General features: G+C 32.4%; 21 protein-coding genes. 5 read left to right on the plus strand and 16 right to left on the minus strand.

Annotated features, from left to right (window positions below):
- Window positions 1-51: 51 nt before the first annotated feature.
- The 15 genes from bsdtw1_RS12475 to bsdtw1_RS12545 all read right to left on the minus strand — a co-directional run bounded on the left by bsdtw1_RS12475 (window position 52) and on the right by bsdtw1_RS12545 (window position 14,567).
- Window positions 52-1,167, minus strand: coding sequence for an alpha/beta hydrolase (locus bsdtw1_RS12475; protein ID WP_183277887.1), 1,116 nt, complete (start codon window positions 1,165-1,167; stop codon window positions 52-54).
- Window positions 1,168-1,335: 168 nt separating this feature from the next.
- Window positions 1,336-2,232 carry an ROK family protein gene (locus tag bsdtw1_RS12480; protein WP_183277888.1) on the minus strand — a complete coding sequence of 299 codons (897 nt, stop codon included), beginning with the start codon at window positions 2,230-2,232 and terminating at the stop codon, window positions 1,336-1,338.
- A gap of 87 nt (window positions 2,233-2,319) precedes the next feature.
- Window positions 2,320-3,732, minus strand: a complete 1,413-nt coding sequence (locus tag bsdtw1_RS12485) for a glycoside hydrolase family 1 protein (protein ID WP_183277889.1) — start codon at window positions 3,730-3,732, stop codon at window positions 2,320-2,322.
- A 168-nt stretch (window positions 3,733-3,900) separates the two neighbouring features.
- Complete coding sequence (locus tag bsdtw1_RS12490) at window positions 3,901-4,665, minus strand: ChbG/HpnK family deacetylase (RefSeq protein WP_183277890.1); 765 nt, start codon at window positions 4,663-4,665, stop codon at window positions 3,901-3,903.
- A 62-nt stretch (window positions 4,666-4,727) separates the two neighbouring features.
- Window positions 4,728-5,033, minus strand: a complete 306-nt coding sequence (locus bsdtw1_RS12495) for a PTS sugar transporter subunit IIA (RefSeq protein ID WP_183277891.1) — start codon at window positions 5,031-5,033, stop codon at window positions 4,728-4,730.
- 21 nt (window positions 5,034-5,054) lie between these two features.
- Window positions 5,055-5,357 (minus strand): PTS sugar transporter subunit IIB, encoded by a 303-nt coding sequence (locus bsdtw1_RS12500; RefSeq protein ID WP_183277892.1) that lies wholly within the window; start codon window positions 5,355-5,357, stop codon window positions 5,055-5,057.
- 33 nt (window positions 5,358-5,390) lie between these two features.
- Window positions 5,391-6,671, minus strand: a complete 1,281-nt coding sequence (locus bsdtw1_RS12505) for a PTS sugar transporter subunit IIC (protein WP_183277893.1) — start codon at window positions 6,669-6,671, stop codon at window positions 5,391-5,393.
- 63 nt (window positions 6,672-6,734) lie between these two features.
- On the minus strand, window positions 6,735-9,425 hold the full coding sequence (locus tag bsdtw1_RS12510; RefSeq protein WP_183277894.1) for a PRD domain-containing protein: 2,691 nt from the start codon (window positions 9,423-9,425) through the stop codon (window positions 6,735-6,737).
- A gap of 564 nt (window positions 9,426-9,989) precedes the next feature.
- Window positions 9,990-10,181 carry a 4-oxalocrotonate tautomerase DmpI gene (dmpI, locus tag bsdtw1_RS12515; protein ID WP_183277895.1) on the minus strand — a complete coding sequence of 64 codons (192 nt, stop codon included), beginning with the start codon at window positions 10,179-10,181 and terminating at the stop codon, window positions 9,990-9,992.
- A 100-nt stretch (window positions 10,182-10,281) separates the two neighbouring features.
- A complete protein-coding gene (locus bsdtw1_RS12520) occupies window positions 10,282-10,818 on the minus strand; it encodes a flavodoxin family protein (RefSeq protein WP_183277896.1) in 537 nt (178 codons plus the stop codon).
- Window positions 10,819-10,944: 126 nt separating this feature from the next.
- A complete protein-coding gene (locus bsdtw1_RS12525) occupies window positions 10,945-12,297 on the minus strand; it encodes an MATE family efflux transporter (protein ID WP_183277897.1) in 1,353 nt (450 codons plus the stop codon).
- A gap of 48 nt (window positions 12,298-12,345) precedes the next feature.
- Entirely contained in the window at window positions 12,346-12,873 is a 528-nt protein-coding gene (locus bsdtw1_RS12530) for a flavodoxin (protein WP_183277898.1), read from the minus strand.
- 259 nt (window positions 12,874-13,132) lie between these two features.
- Complete coding sequence (locus bsdtw1_RS12535; protein ID WP_183277899.1) at window positions 13,133-13,513, minus strand: MerR family transcriptional regulator; 381 nt, start codon at window positions 13,511-13,513, stop codon at window positions 13,133-13,135.
- A 94-nt stretch (window positions 13,514-13,607) separates the two neighbouring features.
- Complete coding sequence (locus bsdtw1_RS12540) at window positions 13,608-13,931, minus strand: PTS sugar transporter subunit IIB (protein ID WP_183277900.1); 324 nt, start codon at window positions 13,929-13,931, stop codon at window positions 13,608-13,610.
- A gap of 228 nt (window positions 13,932-14,159) precedes the next feature.
- Window positions 14,160-14,567 carry a MerR family transcriptional regulator gene (locus bsdtw1_RS12545; RefSeq protein WP_183277901.1) on the minus strand — a complete coding sequence of 136 codons (408 nt, stop codon included), beginning with the start codon at window positions 14,565-14,567 and terminating at the stop codon, window positions 14,160-14,162.
- 223 nt (window positions 14,568-14,790) lie between these two features.
- Between bsdtw1_RS12545 and bsdtw1_RS12550 the strand changes: the two genes are divergently transcribed.
- Entirely contained in the window at window positions 14,791-15,765 is a 975-nt protein-coding gene (locus bsdtw1_RS12550) for an alpha/beta hydrolase (protein ID WP_183277902.1), read from the plus strand.
- 153 nt (window positions 15,766-15,918) lie between these two features.
- Complete coding sequence (locus bsdtw1_RS12555) at window positions 15,919-18,552, plus strand: PRD domain-containing protein (RefSeq protein ID WP_183277903.1); 2,634 nt, start codon at window positions 15,919-15,921, stop codon at window positions 18,550-18,552.
- 69 nt (window positions 18,553-18,621) lie between these two features.
- On the opposite strand, the gene bsdtw1_RS12560 is transcribed toward bsdtw1_RS12555, so the two are convergent.
- Window positions 18,622-19,119 carry a DUF3284 domain-containing protein gene (locus tag bsdtw1_RS12560; protein WP_183277904.1) on the minus strand — a complete coding sequence of 166 codons (498 nt, stop codon included), beginning with the start codon at window positions 19,117-19,119 and terminating at the stop codon, window positions 18,622-18,624.
- Window positions 19,120-19,450: 331 nt separating this feature from the next.
- Between bsdtw1_RS12560 and bsdtw1_RS12565 the strand changes: the two genes are divergently transcribed.
- From bsdtw1_RS12565 to bsdtw1_RS12575, 3 genes are read left to right on the plus strand one after another with little or no spacing between them, the layout of a single operon-like run.
- Window positions 19,451-19,759, plus strand: coding sequence for a PTS lactose/cellobiose transporter subunit IIA (locus tag bsdtw1_RS12565; protein WP_183277905.1), 309 nt, complete (start codon window positions 19,451-19,453; stop codon window positions 19,757-19,759).
- An 18-nt stretch (window positions 19,760-19,777) separates the two neighbouring features.
- On the plus strand, window positions 19,778-20,077 hold the full coding sequence (locus tag bsdtw1_RS12570) for a PTS sugar transporter subunit IIB (protein WP_183277906.1): 300 nt from the start codon (window positions 19,778-19,780) through the stop codon (window positions 20,075-20,077).
- 19 nt (window positions 20,078-20,096) lie between these two features.
- Entirely contained in the window at window positions 20,097-21,389 is a 1,293-nt protein-coding gene (locus tag bsdtw1_RS12575; protein WP_183277907.1) for a PTS sugar transporter subunit IIC, read from the plus strand.
- Window positions 21,390-21,394: the final 5 nt, after the last annotated feature.

The following is a 21,394-nucleotide window of genomic DNA, read 5'->3' on the forward strand; positions in this document are numbered from 1 at the left end:
CCAAAACTTAAAGTACCCTATAGAAACTACTCTATAAGGTACTTTTTTTACTTAAAGCTTTTTCATAGCATTTGCTATTTCAATACATAAATCCTCTGCTTGAGCAACATGTCCAAGTTTATCTATAAAGGCATGAGTCATCCCTTTATAACGGAATACTGTAAAATCAACCCCTGCATCTGAAAGCTGTTTTGCATAAAACTCTGTATGCAAGCGCAAACCATCAAACTCTGCCCCAGCTAAAATAGCCTTTGGAAGATCTGCATGAGATTTTGCAAGCATAGGACTTGCATATGGATTATAAATATCTTCTTTATTTGAAATATAGTTTTGAAGGAACATATCGTCCTCAAATTTTATCGGTCTTCCAAGTCCAATACAGTTTTTTATAATGTGCTTTTGCTCCTCACACATTTCAAACAAATCCTCACTCCACTGGTATCCCTCTACCTTAGCATCAGCCATTGTAACTACTGGATAAATTAGCACCTGCATTGCAAGCTTAGGTGTTCCTAAATCTCTTGCCTTTAAACATACTGCCGCAGTATAGTTACCTCCAGCGCTGTCTCCTCCAATGCAAATTTTATCAACATCTATTCCATAAGCTTCTGCGTTATCGTAAACGTATTTCACAGCATAATAATTGTCATTCAGCCCATTTGGAAATGGTTTTTCAGGTGCTAGAGAATAGTCAATATTAAATACCACTGCATCTGCAAGCTCAGAAAGTAATTTACAGAAATTTTCTACTGTATAAATACTTCCACCTATCCATCCACCACCATGAATAAATACGAATGCTGGACGTTTTTTATTTTTTTCAGTTCTTCTTGGATAGTACCTCCACAAACCAACTTTATTTCCGTCAAATGTTAACTCTTCAAACTTTGTATGAATTTCAACTGTATTTAAATTATAATTTGGGAATCCCATACTATCCCTCATTGCTGAAATCATCATTTCCTTTGAAGTTGGTTCTGCAGATTTATCTTCTCCCCCTACATTTGTTGCCCAAAACTTTTCCATAAGATCTAATTCAAGTGGATCCAAATATCCTTCCCTATCTTCTCCTGGAATTGGCTTTAAAATAACTTTAATTCCGTTATTTTCTACAATAGAAGTTTCCTTCTGAAGTCTTTCAATGGCTTTTTCATCATATTTTCTCAATTTATATACCTTCCTTTAAATATGTTGTTTTTAGCTGAATTTCATAGACTTTAATTTTACTGCCTTTTATAGAGTTCCTAGCTCAACTATTAATTTATACATGCTAAAATTCATAGGTGCGTGATTTTCGAACAAGTATAAATTAAGTTTCGACATAGTAACTCTTTATTAATTTCTAGTAGTCATAAATACAGATAATGCACCAATTAAATTGGAATCATTATTGAATCTACATCTGACCACTTGAGGTTTTGCCATAACGTAAGGCAAACTATCTGCTATCCAATCTATATTTTTTTGGATATATTCAAATAATATATCTTGCTTGCTTATGCCACCGCCGATAGCTATTTTTTCCGGATCATAAATGTGCTGTAAGTTATGTAGCTGTACTGCAAGCTTAAAACAATAGTCATCAAGGATTTCAAGCACTTTTTCATCTCCATTATTGGCATACTCAAATACTTTATATCCGTCAACCTCTTCTTCATTAAGCTTTTTTGCTTCAGCTACTAGCTTACATAATCTTGGTACACCAGATTGAGCTCCGAGAAATCTTGAAAAATCTTTCTTTTTCCCATCATTATCAGCAATAATGAAACTAAACTCTCCAGCCACAAAGTGTTTTCCTTTATGCAATTTTTTATCTTTTATAATACCACCACCAACGCCAGTGCCTAAAATAACTACAATACCATCGTTACAGTCACTAAGATTGCCTTTCCAAGCTTCTGCTAAAGCGGCACACTTACCGTCATTTTCTACTGTTATTCTTACAGGGCAGCGTTTCTCTAAAATAGATACAATATTCTTATTGCAATTATATTCTAGTGCTCCTCCAGTGTATAAATAACCTCTTTCACTATCAATAAGACCTGGCATGCTCATAGCAATCCCTGAAATTTCGTCTTTGTATTTATCATATATTGAACCAATAACATCCACAAAATGTTCTATTGAGTCTTTAGGTGTTGGTAATGATCCTTTTTCAATAAATTGTGCACTATCATTCATAAGAGCATACTTAATTGCTGTACCACCTACATCGATAACTAAAATTTCCATAAAATATTCCTTCCTAAATCGCGAGCTATTTACTTCATTTAAAAGAAACTCTTTCAAAATAATTAAAGAGCTTCTTTTGCAATTAACTTATTCTAATTTTTCTCCGTTACTGCTGATTACCTCTTTATACCAATAGAAACTTTTCTTTTTAATTCTCTTCAAATCCTTTAAATCAAATTCATCACGATTAACATAAACAAAGCCATAGCGCTTCGTACAACCTTCATGTGTGCTTACTAGATCGATTGCAGACCATGGACAATATCCGAAAAGTTTTACACCATCGGTAATTGCAAGTCTTGCCTGCTCAATATGCTTACGAAGATAATCTATACGATATTCATCATTAATAATGTCTCCCTCTTCAACCTTATCGTAAGCACCTAAACCATTTTCAGTAACAATTAATGGTAGATCATATCTTTCATTTATTTCACGAAGTGTACTTCTAAAACCAACAGGATCGATTGGCCATCCAAACTCAGTTTTTGGTAATCCAACACTTTCCGCAGCCTTAAATACTCCTCCTTCTGCAAAAGCACGCTGTTGGTCTGCTTTTGATTTATCATTCATATCCTCTTCATTATTTTCAGCAACGGTCATTGTTGAGTAATAATTAAATGCGATAAAATCTGGCTTCCCAGCTTTTAAGACTTCCATATCTCCATCTTCTATGACTGGAGTACAGCCCTTTTTCTCCATATAACTCCAAGCAACACTATTATATCTTCCATATACAGCTGCATCTAAATACAACCAATTTCTTATGGATGAGAAATTCGAAGCTGCGAGAATGTCTTCTGGTTTTGATGAGGCAGGATAAACTGAGGAAATATTAGGTGCTGGACCTATCTTGGCATTAAGGCATATATCATGACATAATTTCATTGCTTTTGCTTGTGCAAGCAGCATATGATGATTCTGCTGATATAGCTTCTTTGCTGGATCTTCTCCATCTTCCCCTGCAGTTCCTAAGATAGCTCCAAATAAAATCATCATATTTTGTTCATTAATTGTAAGAAAGTACTTAACCCTATCACCAAAAGACTCGAATACTACTTTAGAGTAATTTTCAAAAGCAGCTATAGTTTCTCTATTGGACCATCCACCTTTTTTTTCAAGTTCATATGGTAAATCAAAATGATACATTGTAACAATTGGTTCTATGCCGTATGATAATAACTCGTTGATTACATTATTATAGAAGTCTATTCCTTTTTGATTTATTTCACCTATTCCATTTGGCAATATTCTTGTCCACGCTACAGAAAATCTAAAAGCTTTAAAGCCCATTTCTGCAAATAATTTTATATCTTCTTTATAATGATGATAAAAGTCACTTGCTACTTTAAAATCTGTAGTACCTTCAGGATATTTACCTAGGTCTTGGACAGAAAGACCTTTACCATCCTCATCCCATGCCCCTTCAACTTGATAAGCCGAAGTCGAAGCGCCCCATAAAAAATCCTCAGGAAAATCTTTTAATGTTTTGTAATTCATTGTTAACTACACCAACCTTTATTTTGAATTTTTATTTAATCTATACTACTTCAAAATCTATTTATATAAATATATGACTTCAGTTTAAAACTTATATTTTGAAAGTATAATCTCAGAACACATATGTGCTTTGAAAATAATTTTCGAGTTGAAGTTATGCGTATTTTTCTATAACCTTAAATCACCAAAACTAATACGTCTGATAGGCTGCTCTTTAAACCAATTTACAACTTTGCCATCGCATAATGTATCTAAATCCTTACATCTTGGTAAAGTAAGAGTTGAATTATCTAAAATAAATTGATCTAAATATCCAGGATGAAAATGTAGTTCTACTATCTTTCCATCACAGTTTAGGAGATTTAGATCATCATTAAGTATATTATCCACAGAAATTCCCTTTGACATTATGTCCATCATAACTTTAAAATCGCTTGGCACCATAGTTTCCTTATATCCTTTTAGCTTTTCTGTAAATAATGAGGCATGTATATTATATTCTAAGGCTATATCCTTAAATACTTTTTCAATAACCTCACCAAAAACAGAATGTCCTTCTATATGCTGTGGATAATATCCCAATAATTCCTTAAACTTTTCCATTTGTGCAATAGTTTCTTTTTTTACATCTTCATATACAAATTTCTTGCTACCATTTCTATAGTAAGATGAACTCCAAAAATATCCTTTTTCATCTACCAAAGATGGAATTTCTTGTGGATTGGAGCAAGGCTTGCCTAACACTAAATTAGTATGTTGCCCTATAAATAAATCAGGAAAACTTTTAGCCAAAGAGACTGCATGTTCAGCTGAATCCATATTTACCATTAATGTAGTTGAGGATACAACACCATCTTTATATCCTTTAATAACACCGTAATTAAAAGCTTCTGACATACCAAAATCATCTGCATTTATAATTACATCAATCATTTTTATCTCCTTTCTTTATTTATAAGTTTTATTAAGGGGTGTTTACAAAACACCCCAAGTATCTATTTATTTTTATAAAGTTCAATAATTTCACGTGCCATAATCTCTAGCACTTCAGCACTCATCATCTGATCTTCAGAGTGAATTAGCAATAATCTAGTTTCCACCTTTTCACCAGATGCTTCCTTTTCAATCAATACCTTATGAAACTTATGTCCATCTTGAAATAGTCTTTTACCTTCTTGCATTAATTCATTTGCTTTATCAAAATTTCCAACTTTCGCCTCTTGAATTGCCTCAATATAGCAAGAACGTGCAGAACCTACTGATGAAATAATCTCAAAGCAAGTCATTTCTAAACTTTCCATGCCATGTTCTCCTCTCTAATTTTAGCCTAATTTTGACAACGCAAAATCTAAGACCTTTTTACCATTCATTGTTCCATAATCCCTAAGTTCAATTACATCTACAGGTTTATCGGGACCAACCATTTCTTTAACCTCACCAAGAGCAAATCTAATTTGTGGTCCAAGCAATATTACATCTGCTTTATCTTTATTTTCTGGAAGTTCAGGCTGAGGGATAGCCCATATTTCAGCCTCAATACCTTTTTCTTCTGCTGATTTTCTCATCTTTTGAACCAATAAACTTGTTGACATACCTGCTGAACAGCATAATAAAATACGAATCATTTTACATCTCTCCTTTATTAATTTACTATAAATCTAAACTGCAACAACTTCTTCTTGTTCTTCTTTTAATGCTTGTCTATCAGCGTATTTAAAAAATGGGAAATACAATAATGTTACAGCTGCAACCGCACAGCAAACGCCTAATGCCGCAAATAATCCAGTTGAAATAGCAGCTGCTACAGGTTGTGGCATTGTCCAAGGTAATTGAATTGTAGGATTCATTTTTGCATGAGCTCCAAGCTTAATGAATACTAACCCAACCGCAGCACCTACTGGAGTTGATAAGATCATTGGAATAAAGTAAACTGGATTAAACATTATAGGCACACCAAATATTAGTGGTTCATTTATATTAAAAATTGAAGGCACAATTGATAATTTTCCCATAGTCTTATAACGTTCTGACCTTCCAGTCAACATACAAATCGCTAACCCTAGAGTGGAACCGGCTCCTCCAAGTCCTATATATGCCGCCAAGGCTGAAAAAGCAAAGTAAGGTAATGGTTTTCCTGACTGGAACGCCGTGATATTTGCTGTACCTGCTGTTATAAGTACTGGCATATATACACTTAATATTGTGTTTGGATGTATACCAAAGAACCATAAGAAATTTATAATCATAAATACAACTACAACTGACCAAGGAGATGCTCCAAATTTCATTATTGGTAAACCAACGGTTTTAGTTATGAAATCAAATATATTTCCATATGGTGTAGCAGCAAAACCAATACGTACAATTAATACAATTAGGAAAATGATCATTGCGATAAAGGTTGGACTTAATGATTTTGATACCATCTCTGGTACACTATCAGGCATTTTAATAACAATACCCTTTTTATCAAGCTGACAGTATAGTGCTGTTACTAATAACGCTATAACCATTCCACCGAAAATAGCCGTACTTCCTAAATAGTCTTTTGTAAGTGCTAGTATTGGAGTCTTGTCAACCATAACTTGTTGTGGCATTAAAACAATAAATGAACCTAGAGACAACATAGCGGCAGTCATTCCATCATGTCCTTTAATCTTTGCATAATTAAATGCAATGGCAATTACAATGTATAATGCCATAAGCTGTGTAGTTCCGTTAATTACTGCATTCATCTGCACTCCAATTCCAGTTTTCGCAAGTAAGTCACTCCATGCTTTCATTGGAAAATTAGCAGCAATTGCAACTAAACAAGTTCCTAGCGTAAGTGGCATTGTAGCCATCATACCCATTGTAAGAGCTTTTATAACTTTATTATTGTTCAATTTCGTCATCGGAGGCATAACTTTTTTTTCCATAGTTTCCATTATATTAGACATATTTTATTTTCCCCTCTTTCAATAATAATAGCTTTCAATCTAAAGCTAACTATATTTAAGTCTCTAACCCTTTTGTGACATTTTCATTATAGAGATTATATTTGCTAATTCATTATCACTAAAGGTTACATCAAATTCTTTTTCTATAACAGAAAAACTTTTTTTGATAGAATTGTATAGTGCTTTATTTTCATTTAATATATTTTCTTTGTGTATATTAGACGACATTGGCACTTTTTTTAACATGTATTCTATACAACAAGCTATATGCACCATAAGAGCAAGTTCTTGTTCTTCAGTAAGATGATAATTTTCATTCACTCCAATTTCACCAATTACTTTTGGCAAATAAACTCTAAGTTTGTCCACATCTACAAGTTCCAACTCGTGGCTTAAGTGATCAAAAATAACTTTAAAATCATCGCCTTCTTCATCATTATCATCAATATCCTCATTGCCCAAATTTAATAGTGCTCTCAATTCTTTTGAATTGTTCTGAAAAATATCTGTAATCGGTATATATCGTATTCCCATTAACTGTGGATTATAGCTTCCTATAACACAAATGATGTTATGATTTTCCTTTATTCTATTTACCTCTTCTAAAAGAAATTGCTTATCTGAAATTGCTAACGGAATTATCTCTACTTCATGAAGTCTTATGTTATTTTTAATATAGTTTTTTATTTGTACTGCTGCTCCTTCTCCGCTCATGCATAGACTTAGTATTACATTTTTGCTTTTAGATCTGTAATATTCATCTTTCTGCATGTACATCGTATTATTATAGGCATCAATAATCCCTTCATGAATTTCATCCATTTCCATTCCAAGCATTATCTTTCTATTGCAATCTAAAGCTAACAAGGTAATTGGGATTTCCAATTTTCTAATCTCAATTCCTGTTTCTGAAGATATCATATCTAACATAGTTGCAAAGGAACCCATATCATAAATAACAAAAACACCCTTTCCTTGATGTATCTTTATTATCATTGCTTTCAATTCCTCGTATGCCACATTCACACTTTTGTTTAATGGCATATCGTAGGCGTAGGTTTCATGACTCCCCATATTATTAATAACTTCAACAAGCGAACTCGCCGCTGTATTTCCGTGCAGAGCTAGTAATACCACTGGATATTTATTTTCTTCTTTTTCTAAAGAATCTCTAGTAATAAACATTGTAATGAATACTACTTCGTCTATAGGCAATCTTTTAGCAAATTCTTTTTCTATTAAGCTTACAAATTTCACACAATAACTGTATTGATCTTGATATTTGCCAATAACATCCATAATTTGTTCATTACTCAGTCTTTGAACCTTATCTTTCCTACTTAAAGTTGAGTTTAAGTGAAGACATAATCCATAGAATATAGAATGAGGATAAACTTTATTGAACCTTTTAGTGGCTTCGTTAAGAAATTCCTTAACCAAGGCTATAACTCTACTATTTACTATTTCAGATAATTGTTCCTCATTTACAACTTGATTCATTAGCTTTTTACTATACTTCTTGAATTGATTTTCAACATCTATACTTATAATAGTGTTTATATCTTGTTCCTCAATTCCTCTTTCTCTTAGTTCATTAACCTTTTCATCAATGAAATCATACATGTTTTTTTTCTTATTGAGTTTTTCTTCACTTAACGAAATCATGGTTGCTTCTATTTTAGAAAATGCATAATTGCAGTTTTCAGATATTATTTCTTTAATTTCTGATTTATATCTTTTAAAGTTCAAGAATCCAGATCTTACATAGAAAGGAAAATCACTCATAAGAATTGAGATATTATCTTTATTGTTCTCAAACTCTCTTACATAAGCATTTGCACATCCTATTTGGATATCTCTATTTAACTGTTTTACATTTGTTTCACATTGATAGAGCAGTAGACATATTAAAAGCTCAGAATTGATATTAAGAGTTTTATTACATCTTGCAGCCTCAATTGTGAAAAAGTGTTTGATTAGTTCAAACCTTTCATTTAAATTTCTTTCTGCTAATGACGGTAACTGTATCCTTATAGAAAAATATGAACTATAGTAATCAATCAAACTTTGTTGCGCTATATCATTCATAGCGCATATGATTATCCCATTAAATTCACTTTTAATTCCATTAACTTCTACGTAATTGTTTTCAACAAGTCGTATTAAAATATTTCTTCCTTCAGCAGGAAGTAGCTCTATATGATCTATAAATAAAACTCCGCCTTTAGCTCTGCTAAGAAAACTTCCTTTATCTATCCCAAATAAAATTTCAACCATCTGATCTGGTTTATCACTATAATTATTACAATTAAATCTAATAAATGGCGCCTCATTTTCTATTATTTTGTTTTCTTTAGCAAAATAATACATTAGATTAACAAAATAACTTTTCCCAGAACCATTTGGTCCTAATACTAGTGAATGCAAACTATGTTGCGGGTAAAGTATTGCAGCTTTGGCCAATTGAACTGCATTCTTTAAACTTCCATTGCAACCTATAAGTTGTTTAAAGCAGGATTGTTCTCCTTGTGGTGTCATCGTTTTCTTTTTGATTCTATAAAGAACTGGTCGACCGTTAACTTTTTCTACGACACCATCTTTAACAAGTCCATTTAATATACTACTTATATTGGTCCTTTGCATTCCTAATCTATTTGATAAGTATTGAGTTGATACTCCTTTAGCTTCTTCACTATTAACAGAATTTGAGCACTTAATCATGAAGTCAATAATCTGTTCTCTGTTAGATTTCATACAAACACCTCCTAAAGAAGTTATACACTTAATACTCTAAAAAAACAATACAATATTTGCAAATATATGTCAACATGGCTATTTTCCTTATATTAAGCCTATTTTGTATGAATGACATACACTGTAATTTGTGTATGTTTCGTTTTTAAATTATACACTTATACACAAATTGAAGTGTTCAATCTTTTATTGTGTTTTTTCACTACTGTTTAACAATTCTATACATTTTCATACAGTAAATCTAAAAAAAGACATACACATTTTTTTAAAAAAATTTTTTTAATTTTAGCAAGTTTTTTATTTTAAAACATGACTTATCTGTTGTTTATGTAAATAGTAGATAATTTACTATGAAACTTTTTCAACTTTTTGATTTCACTACTTAAGCCACTTTTATCAAAGTAAGTACTTCACAATTTTTACATAATATTAGAAACATCATCTTTATGTATGGAGGGCTCGCTACTACTAATTGTATAAAAACAGCTTGAACATTTGTCCAAGCTGTTTTTATATAATATATTTACTTAATTCATTATTTTCAGTGTAAATATTATCTTCTAATTACTTTCTAACCTTATCTGAAAGCAGTTCTCCACCTACCCCAATATTTTCCGCTTCATTTTCCTTAATTAATACGATAAATGCCTGCTCTGGTACATTCATAATTTTTGATGCAGCATCTGTAAACTCCTTTACTAACTGACTTTTTTGCTCTTTATTTAGTTTTCCTGCTTCTAATGTGATTACTGGCATAATCTCATCTCCTTTTCTCAATATGGTATTTTTTATTGTTTCCAACATTATAAATACATAGTAAAAATGATAATGGCCAAGAAGGTTCCTTCTTATATTGCTAAACTATGGTTCTTCCCATTTCATACGCTAACTTTGGATAATCTGTTGTTTCAATTACTTCTCTTGCTGGGCATCCTTTTGCTAACAAAACACCTTCATCTTTCCAATTAAGAAAACGTAAAATTGCTTCATAGGTTTTCTGTAGTCCCTCCATTGTTTCATCATCTGACCCATAGGCAGCTGCAAAAAGCATGGCCTTTTTATTACCAGACAGCTTTGCATTTTTAGCATGGAAACGGTCAACCACCGTTTTTATCTGGGCAGACATTGTGTAGTAATAGATTGGAGTTACAAATACTATCATCTCCGATTCCAATAGCTTATCATTGAGTTTATTCATGGAATCTTTGTGAACACATTCAGAATCATGCCTTGCACAATATCCACATGAAAGACAAGGATTTACCTTCTCAAAAGCTGCATCAAAACGATACACATCATGTCCTACTTCTGTAGCTCCTTCAATGAATTTATCTGCTAATAAAGCAGTGGTACCCTTCTTATTTGGACTTCCTGTTATAACTGTTATTTTCATAGCTATTTATCTCCTTTTCAAAAAGTATTTTTATACATCAGTTTTCCTTACATATTGACTATAATTCCTTAAGTTAACTTAAGGTCAATACTATTTTTGAAAAACTTCGTAATAAAATTTATATTTTTAAATAGCTTTAAACTTTGTCCATTTATCATTTTTATAATGAAATTCAAAAATCACTGATTTTATAATCCAATCTACAAACATAGCAACCCAAGTACCTAGCATTCCCATATGAAATCCTATTGCAAATACATAAGACAACGCAATTCTGCAAAAAATCATAGATAATGTGCTGACTACCATTGGAAACTTTGCATCCCCAGCTCCTCTGAATATAATAGGAAGCATATAGCCAGATGGCCATATTAAAATCATCATAATTGCATGTGCGATAACTATCTTCCATGTCATGGATGTAGCATCTGGCGAAAGATTATAAACCTGCATAATCACTGGCATTAAAAGTAGTACTATCACAGAACTAATAATAAAACCTAAATGGATTATAGTTCTCACTTTTTTCTTATAGTACTTTGCCTGCTCAAAATCTCCAGCTCCAACACATCTTGATATAATAACAGAAAGCCCTAAGTTCATTGCCATACCCGGCAGCACTTCAAACATAACAATGGTTCCTGCAACAGAGTTAGCTGCGATTGATGCGGTTCCAAACATTGAAACAATACTTAATACAATCAGCCTTCCTAGATAAAACATCCCATTTTCAAAACCGAAGGGTGCTCCTATATTTAAGATTCTTTTTATCATGTTCTTATCAAATTTTTCAGTTAAGAACTTTGTAATTCTAAGCTCACAATCACTTTTATGTGCCATAAAAAGAATAATCAAGGCTGCCCCAACTCTTGAAACTAATGTTGGAATAGCAACACCTGTGACCCCCATGTGAAACCCTGACACTAACAGTGCATTTCCTGCCACATTTATAATATTCATAACAAGCATAATTTTCATTGGTAATTTAGAATTGCCAATAGTACGGAAGATCGCAGCACCAGAATTATATAAAGCTAAAAATGGAACTGATATTGCTACTATGATAAAATAATGATTTGCTGCATCCGATACCTCTTTTGTAATATCTCCAAATAAGTGATTTAGAATCAGCGGTTTAAAAACATATAGTAATGCAGTTATTGCAACTGATAATAATAGTGAGCATTTGACCAGTTGGTTTGCTGCTTTTGTTGCATTTACCTTGTCTTTGCGCCCAAGATACTGTCCCGCAATTACTGCTCCACCTGTTGCTAATGCTGCAAATATACTAATGATTAACGCCATGATAAAATCTACTAGTGACACCCCTGATACAGCCGACTCTCCAACTTGTGCCACCATCATGGAAGCTGCCATTCCAACGGTATATTCAAGTCCTTGCTCTATTATCAGCGGTAAAAATAATGTAAATAAATCATGATTTGAAAAAAAACGTTTCTTTACTAAAGTTGCTTCCATTTCATCTGCTCCATTTTCTCTTGTTATTATATCTAAAAAGTTAAATAATCACATTGAAGTTAAGTACTTTTGAGCCCATTTATAAATTTCTTTTTCTGCTCCCTTAACACTACTTCCTTTGATAGCAAGACCTTTTTCTACCTTTGCACCTGGGCAAAGTTTTTTAATATCGCTTTCACTACGTCCCATCCCACTTCCCTCATGAGTACAGAAAGGAACGATTTTCTTCCCAGATAGATCATAATCTTCTAGAAAGGTAAATACAGGCATTGGAAAAGTCCCCCACCAGTTAGGATATCCAAGGAATATAACATCATAAGAATCTATGTCATCAACCATACTAGTTAATTCTGGCCTAGCACTTTGCTGTAGCTCTTTCTTGGCCACTTCTGTACATTCTGTATAATCCTCAGGATAAGGATTTACAGCTTCTATACGAAACAAATCCGCTTCTGTTATCTTCTGAAGTATTTTCGCTGCCACTTCTGTGTTACCTATAGATAAATTTACAATATTACCACTTACATAGTTATTGCCTTCTCTTGTAAAATAGGCTATTAAAGATTTTCCACTCATTTTTAGTCCTCTCTTTCTTGATCTCTTATTATAACCCTACTCCTTGGACCTAACTCCAAGTCAATAGTTTTTTATTGCCGCTCTCCTAAAATGAAAAACTAAATTCTTGTTTGCAATAGTAAATTCATCTTAAGCGATTTTACTCTTGCACAAAATATAGTACGGTAGTGTCCTTAAATGAAATTTGAAATACCATCAACAAAACAAGGGACAGCATAAACTACTACACGCAGTTTAAGCTGTCCCCGATACTGTAAACTTAGGACCTTTTTAATCCTTTTTCTTTCTTTCCTATTGTTTCTTCATATCTAGCAATCTTGCCATTTAAACGTTCTACTGTACTCTTCATTTCTTCCATCTTTAATACAAGATTGTCACGCTGCTCAATTAAAAGTTCTTTTCTTGCTTCAGCAGTGCCGTCACCTTCTTGGAATAGGGTAACATATTCAATTAAGGCTTCTATTGGAAGACCTGAACTTCTCATACACTTAATAAATTCAACCCATTTGCAATCTTCTTCTGTATAGTCTCTAATCTTACTTTTACTGCGATTCACAGGAGGAATCAATCCTATACGCTCATAATAACGGAGTGTATCCTGTGACAGATCAAACTTTGCACTTACTTCTGCAATCGTCATATTTTTGTACCTCCTAATATTTAAATAATTATATTGCTCGTAACTAACTCCAATGTAATAATACCAAACTCTAAATCATCTTTTTATCTACTAATCAACAATATACTTCTTTTTCCTCAAGTAGATCTAATGCAAAATTTAAAACCTTCTCTCCATTTACAATACTGAAGTCTACTGCTGATATTACATCTACTTGTATTCCTTCAGGTTCATATATTTCCTTAACCATTGGGAGAATATATGCAACCTCTGGTGTAATTAAAATTAAATCTATTTCATCAAATTGTTCGTCTATTTGCCTTTCTAAAAATATTTTAATATATATCTCTAGGTCTCTTGCTTCTGCTTCTTGTTCCATTTTTTGTACTAGCAACCTTGCTGTATTTTCAGCAGCACAAAATAGTACTATTTTTATCATAATTAACCTCACGCTGAACTATTTTCTTGATAATCAGTTTAGCACTTGAAGTTAACTCCAAGTCAAGTATTTATTCAAATATTTTATGTAAAATGTAATAGTAAATTCTTGATTGCAATATTAAATTCGTGCTTGAGCTTAATGTAAATTGAATTAGTTAAAGCCAGTAAAACAAGTAATTTCTTGCTCTACTGGCTTTATTTGAATTTATATTTATTTTTGGCTATACTATTTATCTTTATTTTCTGAGGATTTCCATTCTCCTATGATTTCTGTTGTCACAGGGTCACACAAATCATCATAATTTTCAATTTTATAATTTATCATATCAAAGCATTTCTGTAATTCTTGCATTTGCTCCGCAATGTTGTTCTTTATTTCAAAAAGAATAGCTCGTCTATCTTCCTTTGTGGATTCTCCATCATTTGCAAGATTAAGATATTCTTTAATAAACTCAAGCGATGCTCCTGCCTTTTTAAACTTTAAAACTAATTCCACCCAATGAATTGCTCTTTCATCATAGTCTCGTATACCTGACTCTGTCCTTTTTATAGGTGGGATTAATCCTATACGCTCATAGTAGCGCAGATTATCTATGGATACTCCTGTTCTTTGGGCAACCTCTTTTATATTCATAAAGTCTTTCTCCTTTTCCTATGTATAAGTGATAGTAGCTCTAAACATTTCAGTAAAATATTTCCAGAGAAATATTATCTATTAATCTCCCATATGCAGCTTTATTTAATTGTCTTCAAGTGTTTATTGAATAAAATTCTACTGTAATTTAATATAATATACAACACCTTGTCTAATTTTACACCTAATTTGATATTATCCGAATAACTGTGGAGGGCAAAAGATGAAAGTAAAATTTAGTTCTATTGATAAAGACCTGAGGAATGCTGGTAGATTACTTAAGCTTCTTAATAATACTTTTACGGAATCAAAACTACGCTTTATGTATAAATTAAGCCGTAAAAGCAAAATGAAAGTAAACGATAAGACTATACAATTCTCAGAAGAATATATTGTGCGAAAAGATGGGTCAAGACTGCGTATTTGCGTATTTAAACCTCTAGCTCTTAAAGAAGATGTTCCAGGCGTTCTTTGGTTACATGGAGGAGGTTATGCACTTGGATCCCCTGAGGTATCTAAGTTATATGCTAAAAAATTTATAGAAGTAAGTGATTGTATTGTTATAGCTCCTGATTACAGGCTATCCATCGAAGCTCCATATCCAGCTGCTTTGGAGGATAGCTATGAAGCACTTTTATGGATGAAAAATCATGCAGACGAATTAGGAATCAGGTCAGATCAGCTAATGGTTGGAGGTGATAGTGCAGGAGGGGGACTTACTGCAGCCCTTACTTTATACACAAGAGATAAAGGCGAAGTTAATATTGCTTTTCAGATGCCACTATATCCAATGCTTGATGATAGAATGACAACTGAGTCTGCGAAGGAAAATGATGCACCGGTTTGGAACTCTAAATCAAACTCTCTTGGTTGGAAGCTATATCTTGGATGTTTATTTGGTACAGAAAAAGTTCCATACTATGCCGCTGCTGCAAGATCTGAAGATTATAGTAAGCTCCCACCAACAGCAACCTTTGTAGGTAGCTTAGAGCCTTTCAGAGATGAAACTATTTATTATGTGGAAAACCTAAAAAAGGCTGGAATACCTGTTCATTTTGAAATTTTCACTGGTTGTTACCATGGCTTTGATCAGATATGCCCTAAGGCTGAGGTAACTAAAAAAGCCCATGAATTCCTTGTTAATTGTTTTAAATATGCAATAGAGAATTATTTTGCAAAGCAAGATACAGAGATTTGAAGTAGTTTTTAAAACCTAGCAATTTACCTTCATCCAATTATTGTAAATAATTAAATTTAATTTTATAATTAGTGTATGGTATTTTTTGTATTCTGTATACTTATAAAAACATACAGAATACACAATAACGAAGACGGTGAGGGGGATAACAAGTTGAAAAGCATAAAGGAAACTGTATACGAATTCATACAGCAAGAAGTTTATAGTAAAAATGAAAATAAAAATGGTTTGGAAACAAAGACAATTGCAGAAGCTTTAGGGTTACATCGTTCTAATGTAAGTGCTTTATTAAACGAGCTCGTAAAAGAAGGACGACTTGCTAAGACAACCACAAGGCCTGTTTATTATAAGCTTCCTGAACTAATTCACCAAAGTACAGAAAAGTCATGCTTTACACAATTGATTGGCTACAATGGCAGTTTAAGAAATGCAATTCAATTAGCACAAGCTGCTATTCTTTATCCACGGTCTAGTCTAAATGTTTTGCTTTCCTCCAAAACAGGTTGTGGTACAACTTATTTTGCTTCATTAATGTTTGATTTTGCTAAAGAAATGGGGATTTTATCAAAAGACGCTCCTTATGTAAAAATTGATTGTCGTCATTATTCTAAAAATGTGTCTGTATTAGATGAGGAACTCTTTGGGACTCAAGGTAATTTGAACAGCAGTTGCTTTGTAAAAGCCCAGAGAGGAATGCTATTTATTGACAATGTTGATCTATTAGATGCTAAGCAGCAGGGTTGTTTGTTTAGATTTTTGGATACAGGAAAAATATATTCAGAAGATAAATCTAAGTCACTAGATTGTAATGATTTATTTTTGGTACTAGCCTGTTCCCCACAAAGTGTTTTGCAAATAAACCGTATTATTCCTGTTACCATAGAATTGCCGGAATTAAAAGATCGCTCTATGGAAGAACGTTTTGATCTTATCAATCATTTTTTTCAAGTTGAAGCAGCAAACTCGGAACGTTCAATTGAAGTAACTGCTGAATCAATTAAAGCATTACTACTTTCGGATTTTAATTACAATATCAAAGGTCTAGAGCTTGATATTAAATCAGCCTGTGCAAATGCTTATGTACGAGTAGTTAACGAGTCTGAACAAGCCATTTGCGTATGTGTTAATGATTTTAAAGGACAAATAAAAAAAAGTTTATTAAATCTAAAAAGCTATGATACTGAGATTGAAGTACTCTTAGGTAAAAGAGAATCTATTATTTACGATAAAAACATTATTGATCAAGGATCTTATGATCCTCATTCTACAGTTGATATGTACTCTGAAATTAAGAAACAGTATGATGAGTTGTCTAATCTTGGCATTAATAATAGCGGCATCGAAAACGTCATGAATACTCATATTCGTAATTTATTTAAGAAATATGGGTATTATAATGGTTTTGGTGATTCAAACAATCTAGAGCAACTTTCTAAAATTGTGGACCCAAGAATCATAGATATGGTTAGTTATTTTTTGAATGCTAGAAAAAAAGAGCTTGGAGTAAATTATAAATCTAATGTATTTTACGGGCTTTGCCTACATATAAACTCACTATTAAACTTAAATCTTTCTGAGCAACGGGTAGAAAATAATCAGATTGTTAAGATTGTTCAAGATTATCCAGAGGAATACGCTGCAAGTGTACAGTTTGCAGATATTTTAAAAGAAAAACTAGGCTTGAACTTACCTATTCATGAGATTGTTCTAATAGCTATGTTTCTAATCGAATCAGATGAAAATAATGACGAGGAACACCCAGTACTACTTTATATTATGCACGGCAGTCAAACGGCCTCGTCCTTAAAAGATGTTACAAATAGTTTAACCCATTGCCATAATGCTTACAGCTATGATTTGGCTTTGGAGGTTGGAACAAGACAGGCTGTAGAAGAAATCAAAGCACTTATTGAAAAAATCGACCGTGGAAAAGGTGTTATTGTCATATATGATATGGGCTCCATAAAGACAATGCTTGAAACTATCGCAGAGGAAATAGATGTAAAAATTAGGTATATCAATATGCCTATAACTTTAATCGGTATTGATGTTGCAAGAAAATGCTCCATGGAAAGCGATATAGATTATGTCTATCATATGGCAAATCTCGAAATCAATAATATGCGAAAAAATGTAGAAAAGCATAATAATATCATCGTTACTCTTTGTCATACAGGTGAAGGCGGCGCAGCACAATTAAAATTATATATTGATCAGTATTCGAAACTAGGAATAAAAACCATAGCCCTTGCAATATCTTCACGTAATGCGCTTTTAAAAGAAGTTTTAGCACTCCAAAAAACCTATAATATTCATAGTTTTGTTGGTGCATATGATCCGAAATTATTTGGCATTCCATTTATTTCTATACAAAAGGTTTTTGAAAGTTCTAAAGAAGATTTAGACCGTATCCTTATGTTTGAGCCTGTAAATTCTCGGTCTGTGAATTACAATGATGTATATAAATACTTAGGGGAACAGTTTAAATATACATCAATATCTAAACTGAAAACTGTGCTGCCAAATATCATTGATGAATTCAGTATGCTCTATTCATTTACCGAAGATCAAAGAGTTGGCTTATTTATGCATCTAGCCTGTTTAGTAGAAAGATTGTTAGATGGTAAATCAGCAGTAAATAATAATGACAGAAGCAAGATTATCTCAGTATTTAAAGATGATTATCAAGCTATTGTTAAAATCCTAAAACCTTTAGAAAAGATCTTCAAAGTCATAATAGATGATAATGAAATTACAACCATTATAATGATTATAAAGAAAGTGTAAAAAATACAAATTTAATGCCCCCTACTCTATAAACATAGATAGGAGGCATTTTTCATTTCTTAGTTTCTATTATATTTCTTTAGAAAATAGCTTTTTTAGATGTTTATACTCAGCCTGCTGTGGATGAACTGGTTCTACAATCCCCTCTTTACTATTTAGAATCTTTTTCTGGATATCATAAAGTGTATCTGTCATTCTTCCGTAGTAAACAGCCTCACTAAACATTCTCATCAACTTGTTGTGTTTTTCTTTCTCAAAACTTTCGATATGTTGATTAAATATTACTTTTAAGCCCTCGTCCACTACTTCTGTTTCATAAGAAATAGTAATGGTGTCTAGTAATGATTTGATTTGTGACTTGTAAAACTCTCCTCTTTTATAATCTAATATGGTTATATCAATACGAGTATGGGCGTCATTATCATATTTTGAATACTTCAGTCCTTTCTTGATATCCTTTGCGCTTAGTTCCTTACTCATACATTGATTAATATTAGATAAGAGATCTTTTTCAAGAAAATCATAAAAGTCTTTTTCATTTATTTTTAATATTCTTGTTAGTTTCATGGACACATTATAGCACAGCATTTGGAAAATAAATACAGTAAAAAACGTAACATTTTTACAAAATTATAAAAATGTAAAAAACTATACTTTATAAATAATACAATTATACACTGCATAAAAAGAACATGAAAATTTAATACACTAAGGCATTAATATTAAAAAATAGCTTATTTTTATAAAAAAAAAGTGTATTTTTGAAAATATACTAAAGAACTACTGTATAAAAGCCTCTTAAATCCTAGTTGTAATCGTTTTGACAAATATTTTTTTATACACTAAAATAAAAACGGTTCAGGAAATAATTTACATATTTTCAAAAGGGGGATATCCAATGGACGAAGAAAATGATTTAGTATCAATGACAATTATTGCAAATTCAGGTGATGCACGCTCTTTTGCATTTCAAGCTTTGGAAGAAGCTAAAACTGGAAACTTTGAAAAAGCAGAAGAGCTTTTAGCAAAATCTGATGAAGCAGCCAACCTAGCTCATAAAGCACAAACAGAGTTATTATTCAAAGAAGCCAATGGTTTTAAGCAAGAGCTTAATGTGTTACTTGTTCACTCACAGGATCACTTAATGACAAGCATGCTTGCAAATGAGCTTATTAAAGAAATTGTTTTATTATACAAAAATAAATAAATCAGGGGGATCAAATATATGAAAATTTTATTGGTATGTGCAGGTGGAATGTCAACAAGTATTTTAATGAAGAAGATGGAAAGCTATTGGAAGGAAGCTGGGGAAGCACTTAATATTAAAGCAGTGGGCCTCGCTGAGTATCAAGATGTGTATCAAAATTATGATATCGTCTTAATGGGACCTCAAGTATCCTATCGCTTAAAAGAAGTAAAGGAATACACTGGACTCCCATGTGCTCCAATTCAATCCTTTGACTATGCCATTGCAAATTGTCCTAATATTATGAAGCTAGCAAAAAAGTTATATGCTGAAAAATAATGAAATAAGGAGAGGTAAAATGGAACAGTTATTTGAAAGTAAATTTATGATCAAACTTCAGGATTTTGGTCAAAAACTGGGCAGTAACAAATTCTTATCTGCGCTTCAGGCTTCTATGATGTCCTTAATGGGTATCATAATGGTTGGTGCCATATCACAAATTATTTGTTCAATAGGCAGCGAAACCATGTTAAATCTATTTTCTTCAAGGAGTAAAATTTACGCAATCATCTATTTACCTTATCAATTTACAATGAACTCTTTATCTTTGTGGGTTGTTGCATTATTTGCATACCACTACGCAAAAAACTTAAAAATGAAGTCTCCTATTATGAATGCTGTTGACGCACTAGTTTGTTTCTTATTAGTAGCTGGTGCATTAATTACAACTGAAACAGGTGCAACTGGCATTAATATGACTTATCTCGGAGCACAAGGTATGTTTATTGGATTTCTTGTTGTGTTTATGTCTGTACACATTGAAAAATACTGTGCTGATAAGAACATTCGTATTAAGATGCCAGATGTTGTTCCTCCATTCTTACAAGACGGTTTTTCATCAATTTTACCATTACTATTCAGTGCTATTATTTTCTTAGTTATTTCCACCGTTGTATCAGTAGGTACAGGAGGAGCTTATAATGTATGTTCTGGATTTATGGCTCTCCTAGGAGTTCCATTAAATGCATTAACATCAGTTCCAGGTATGTTCATACTTTGTATTTTTGGTGCACTATTATGGTGCTTTGGTATTCATGGAACTATGATTTTGATTCCAATCATTATGCCTTTAGGTATTCAAGCAGCAGTTGCTAATGGAGCAGCACATGCAGCTGGACAACCACTTGTATTCTATCCAGTAGCATTATTTGGAGCAATAGCTATTTGCGGTGGTACAGGAAATACATTGCCACTTGCATTAATGGGCCTTCGTTCTAAATCTAAACAAATCAGCGCAGTTGCAAAAATCTCCGCAGTTCCTGGATGGTTTGGAATTAATGAACCTATGACTTTTGGTATGCCAATTATGTATAACCCTATCCTTTGTATACCTTATGTATTAAATATTCCTTTTGTTATGTTATGCACCTATCTAGCATATAAATTTGGTTTCTTACAACCTGCTTGGATTTCTATTTCAGCATTACTTCCAATGGGTTTTGGTGCATATTTATCTACCTTAAGATGGCAAAATGCTGTTTGGGATTATTTAATGTTAATTCCTTCTGCAATAGTTTGGTACCCATTCTTTAAGATTTATGAAAAACAATTGGTTGCTAAAGAAGCTGCTGCTGATCTAGTAGAAGCATAGTAAAA

It is taken from the genome of Clostridium fungisolvens (genome assembly GCF_014193895.1).
Classification (GTDB): domain Bacteria; phylum Bacillota; class Clostridia; order Clostridiales; family Clostridiaceae; genus Clostridium_AR; species Clostridium_AR fungisolvens.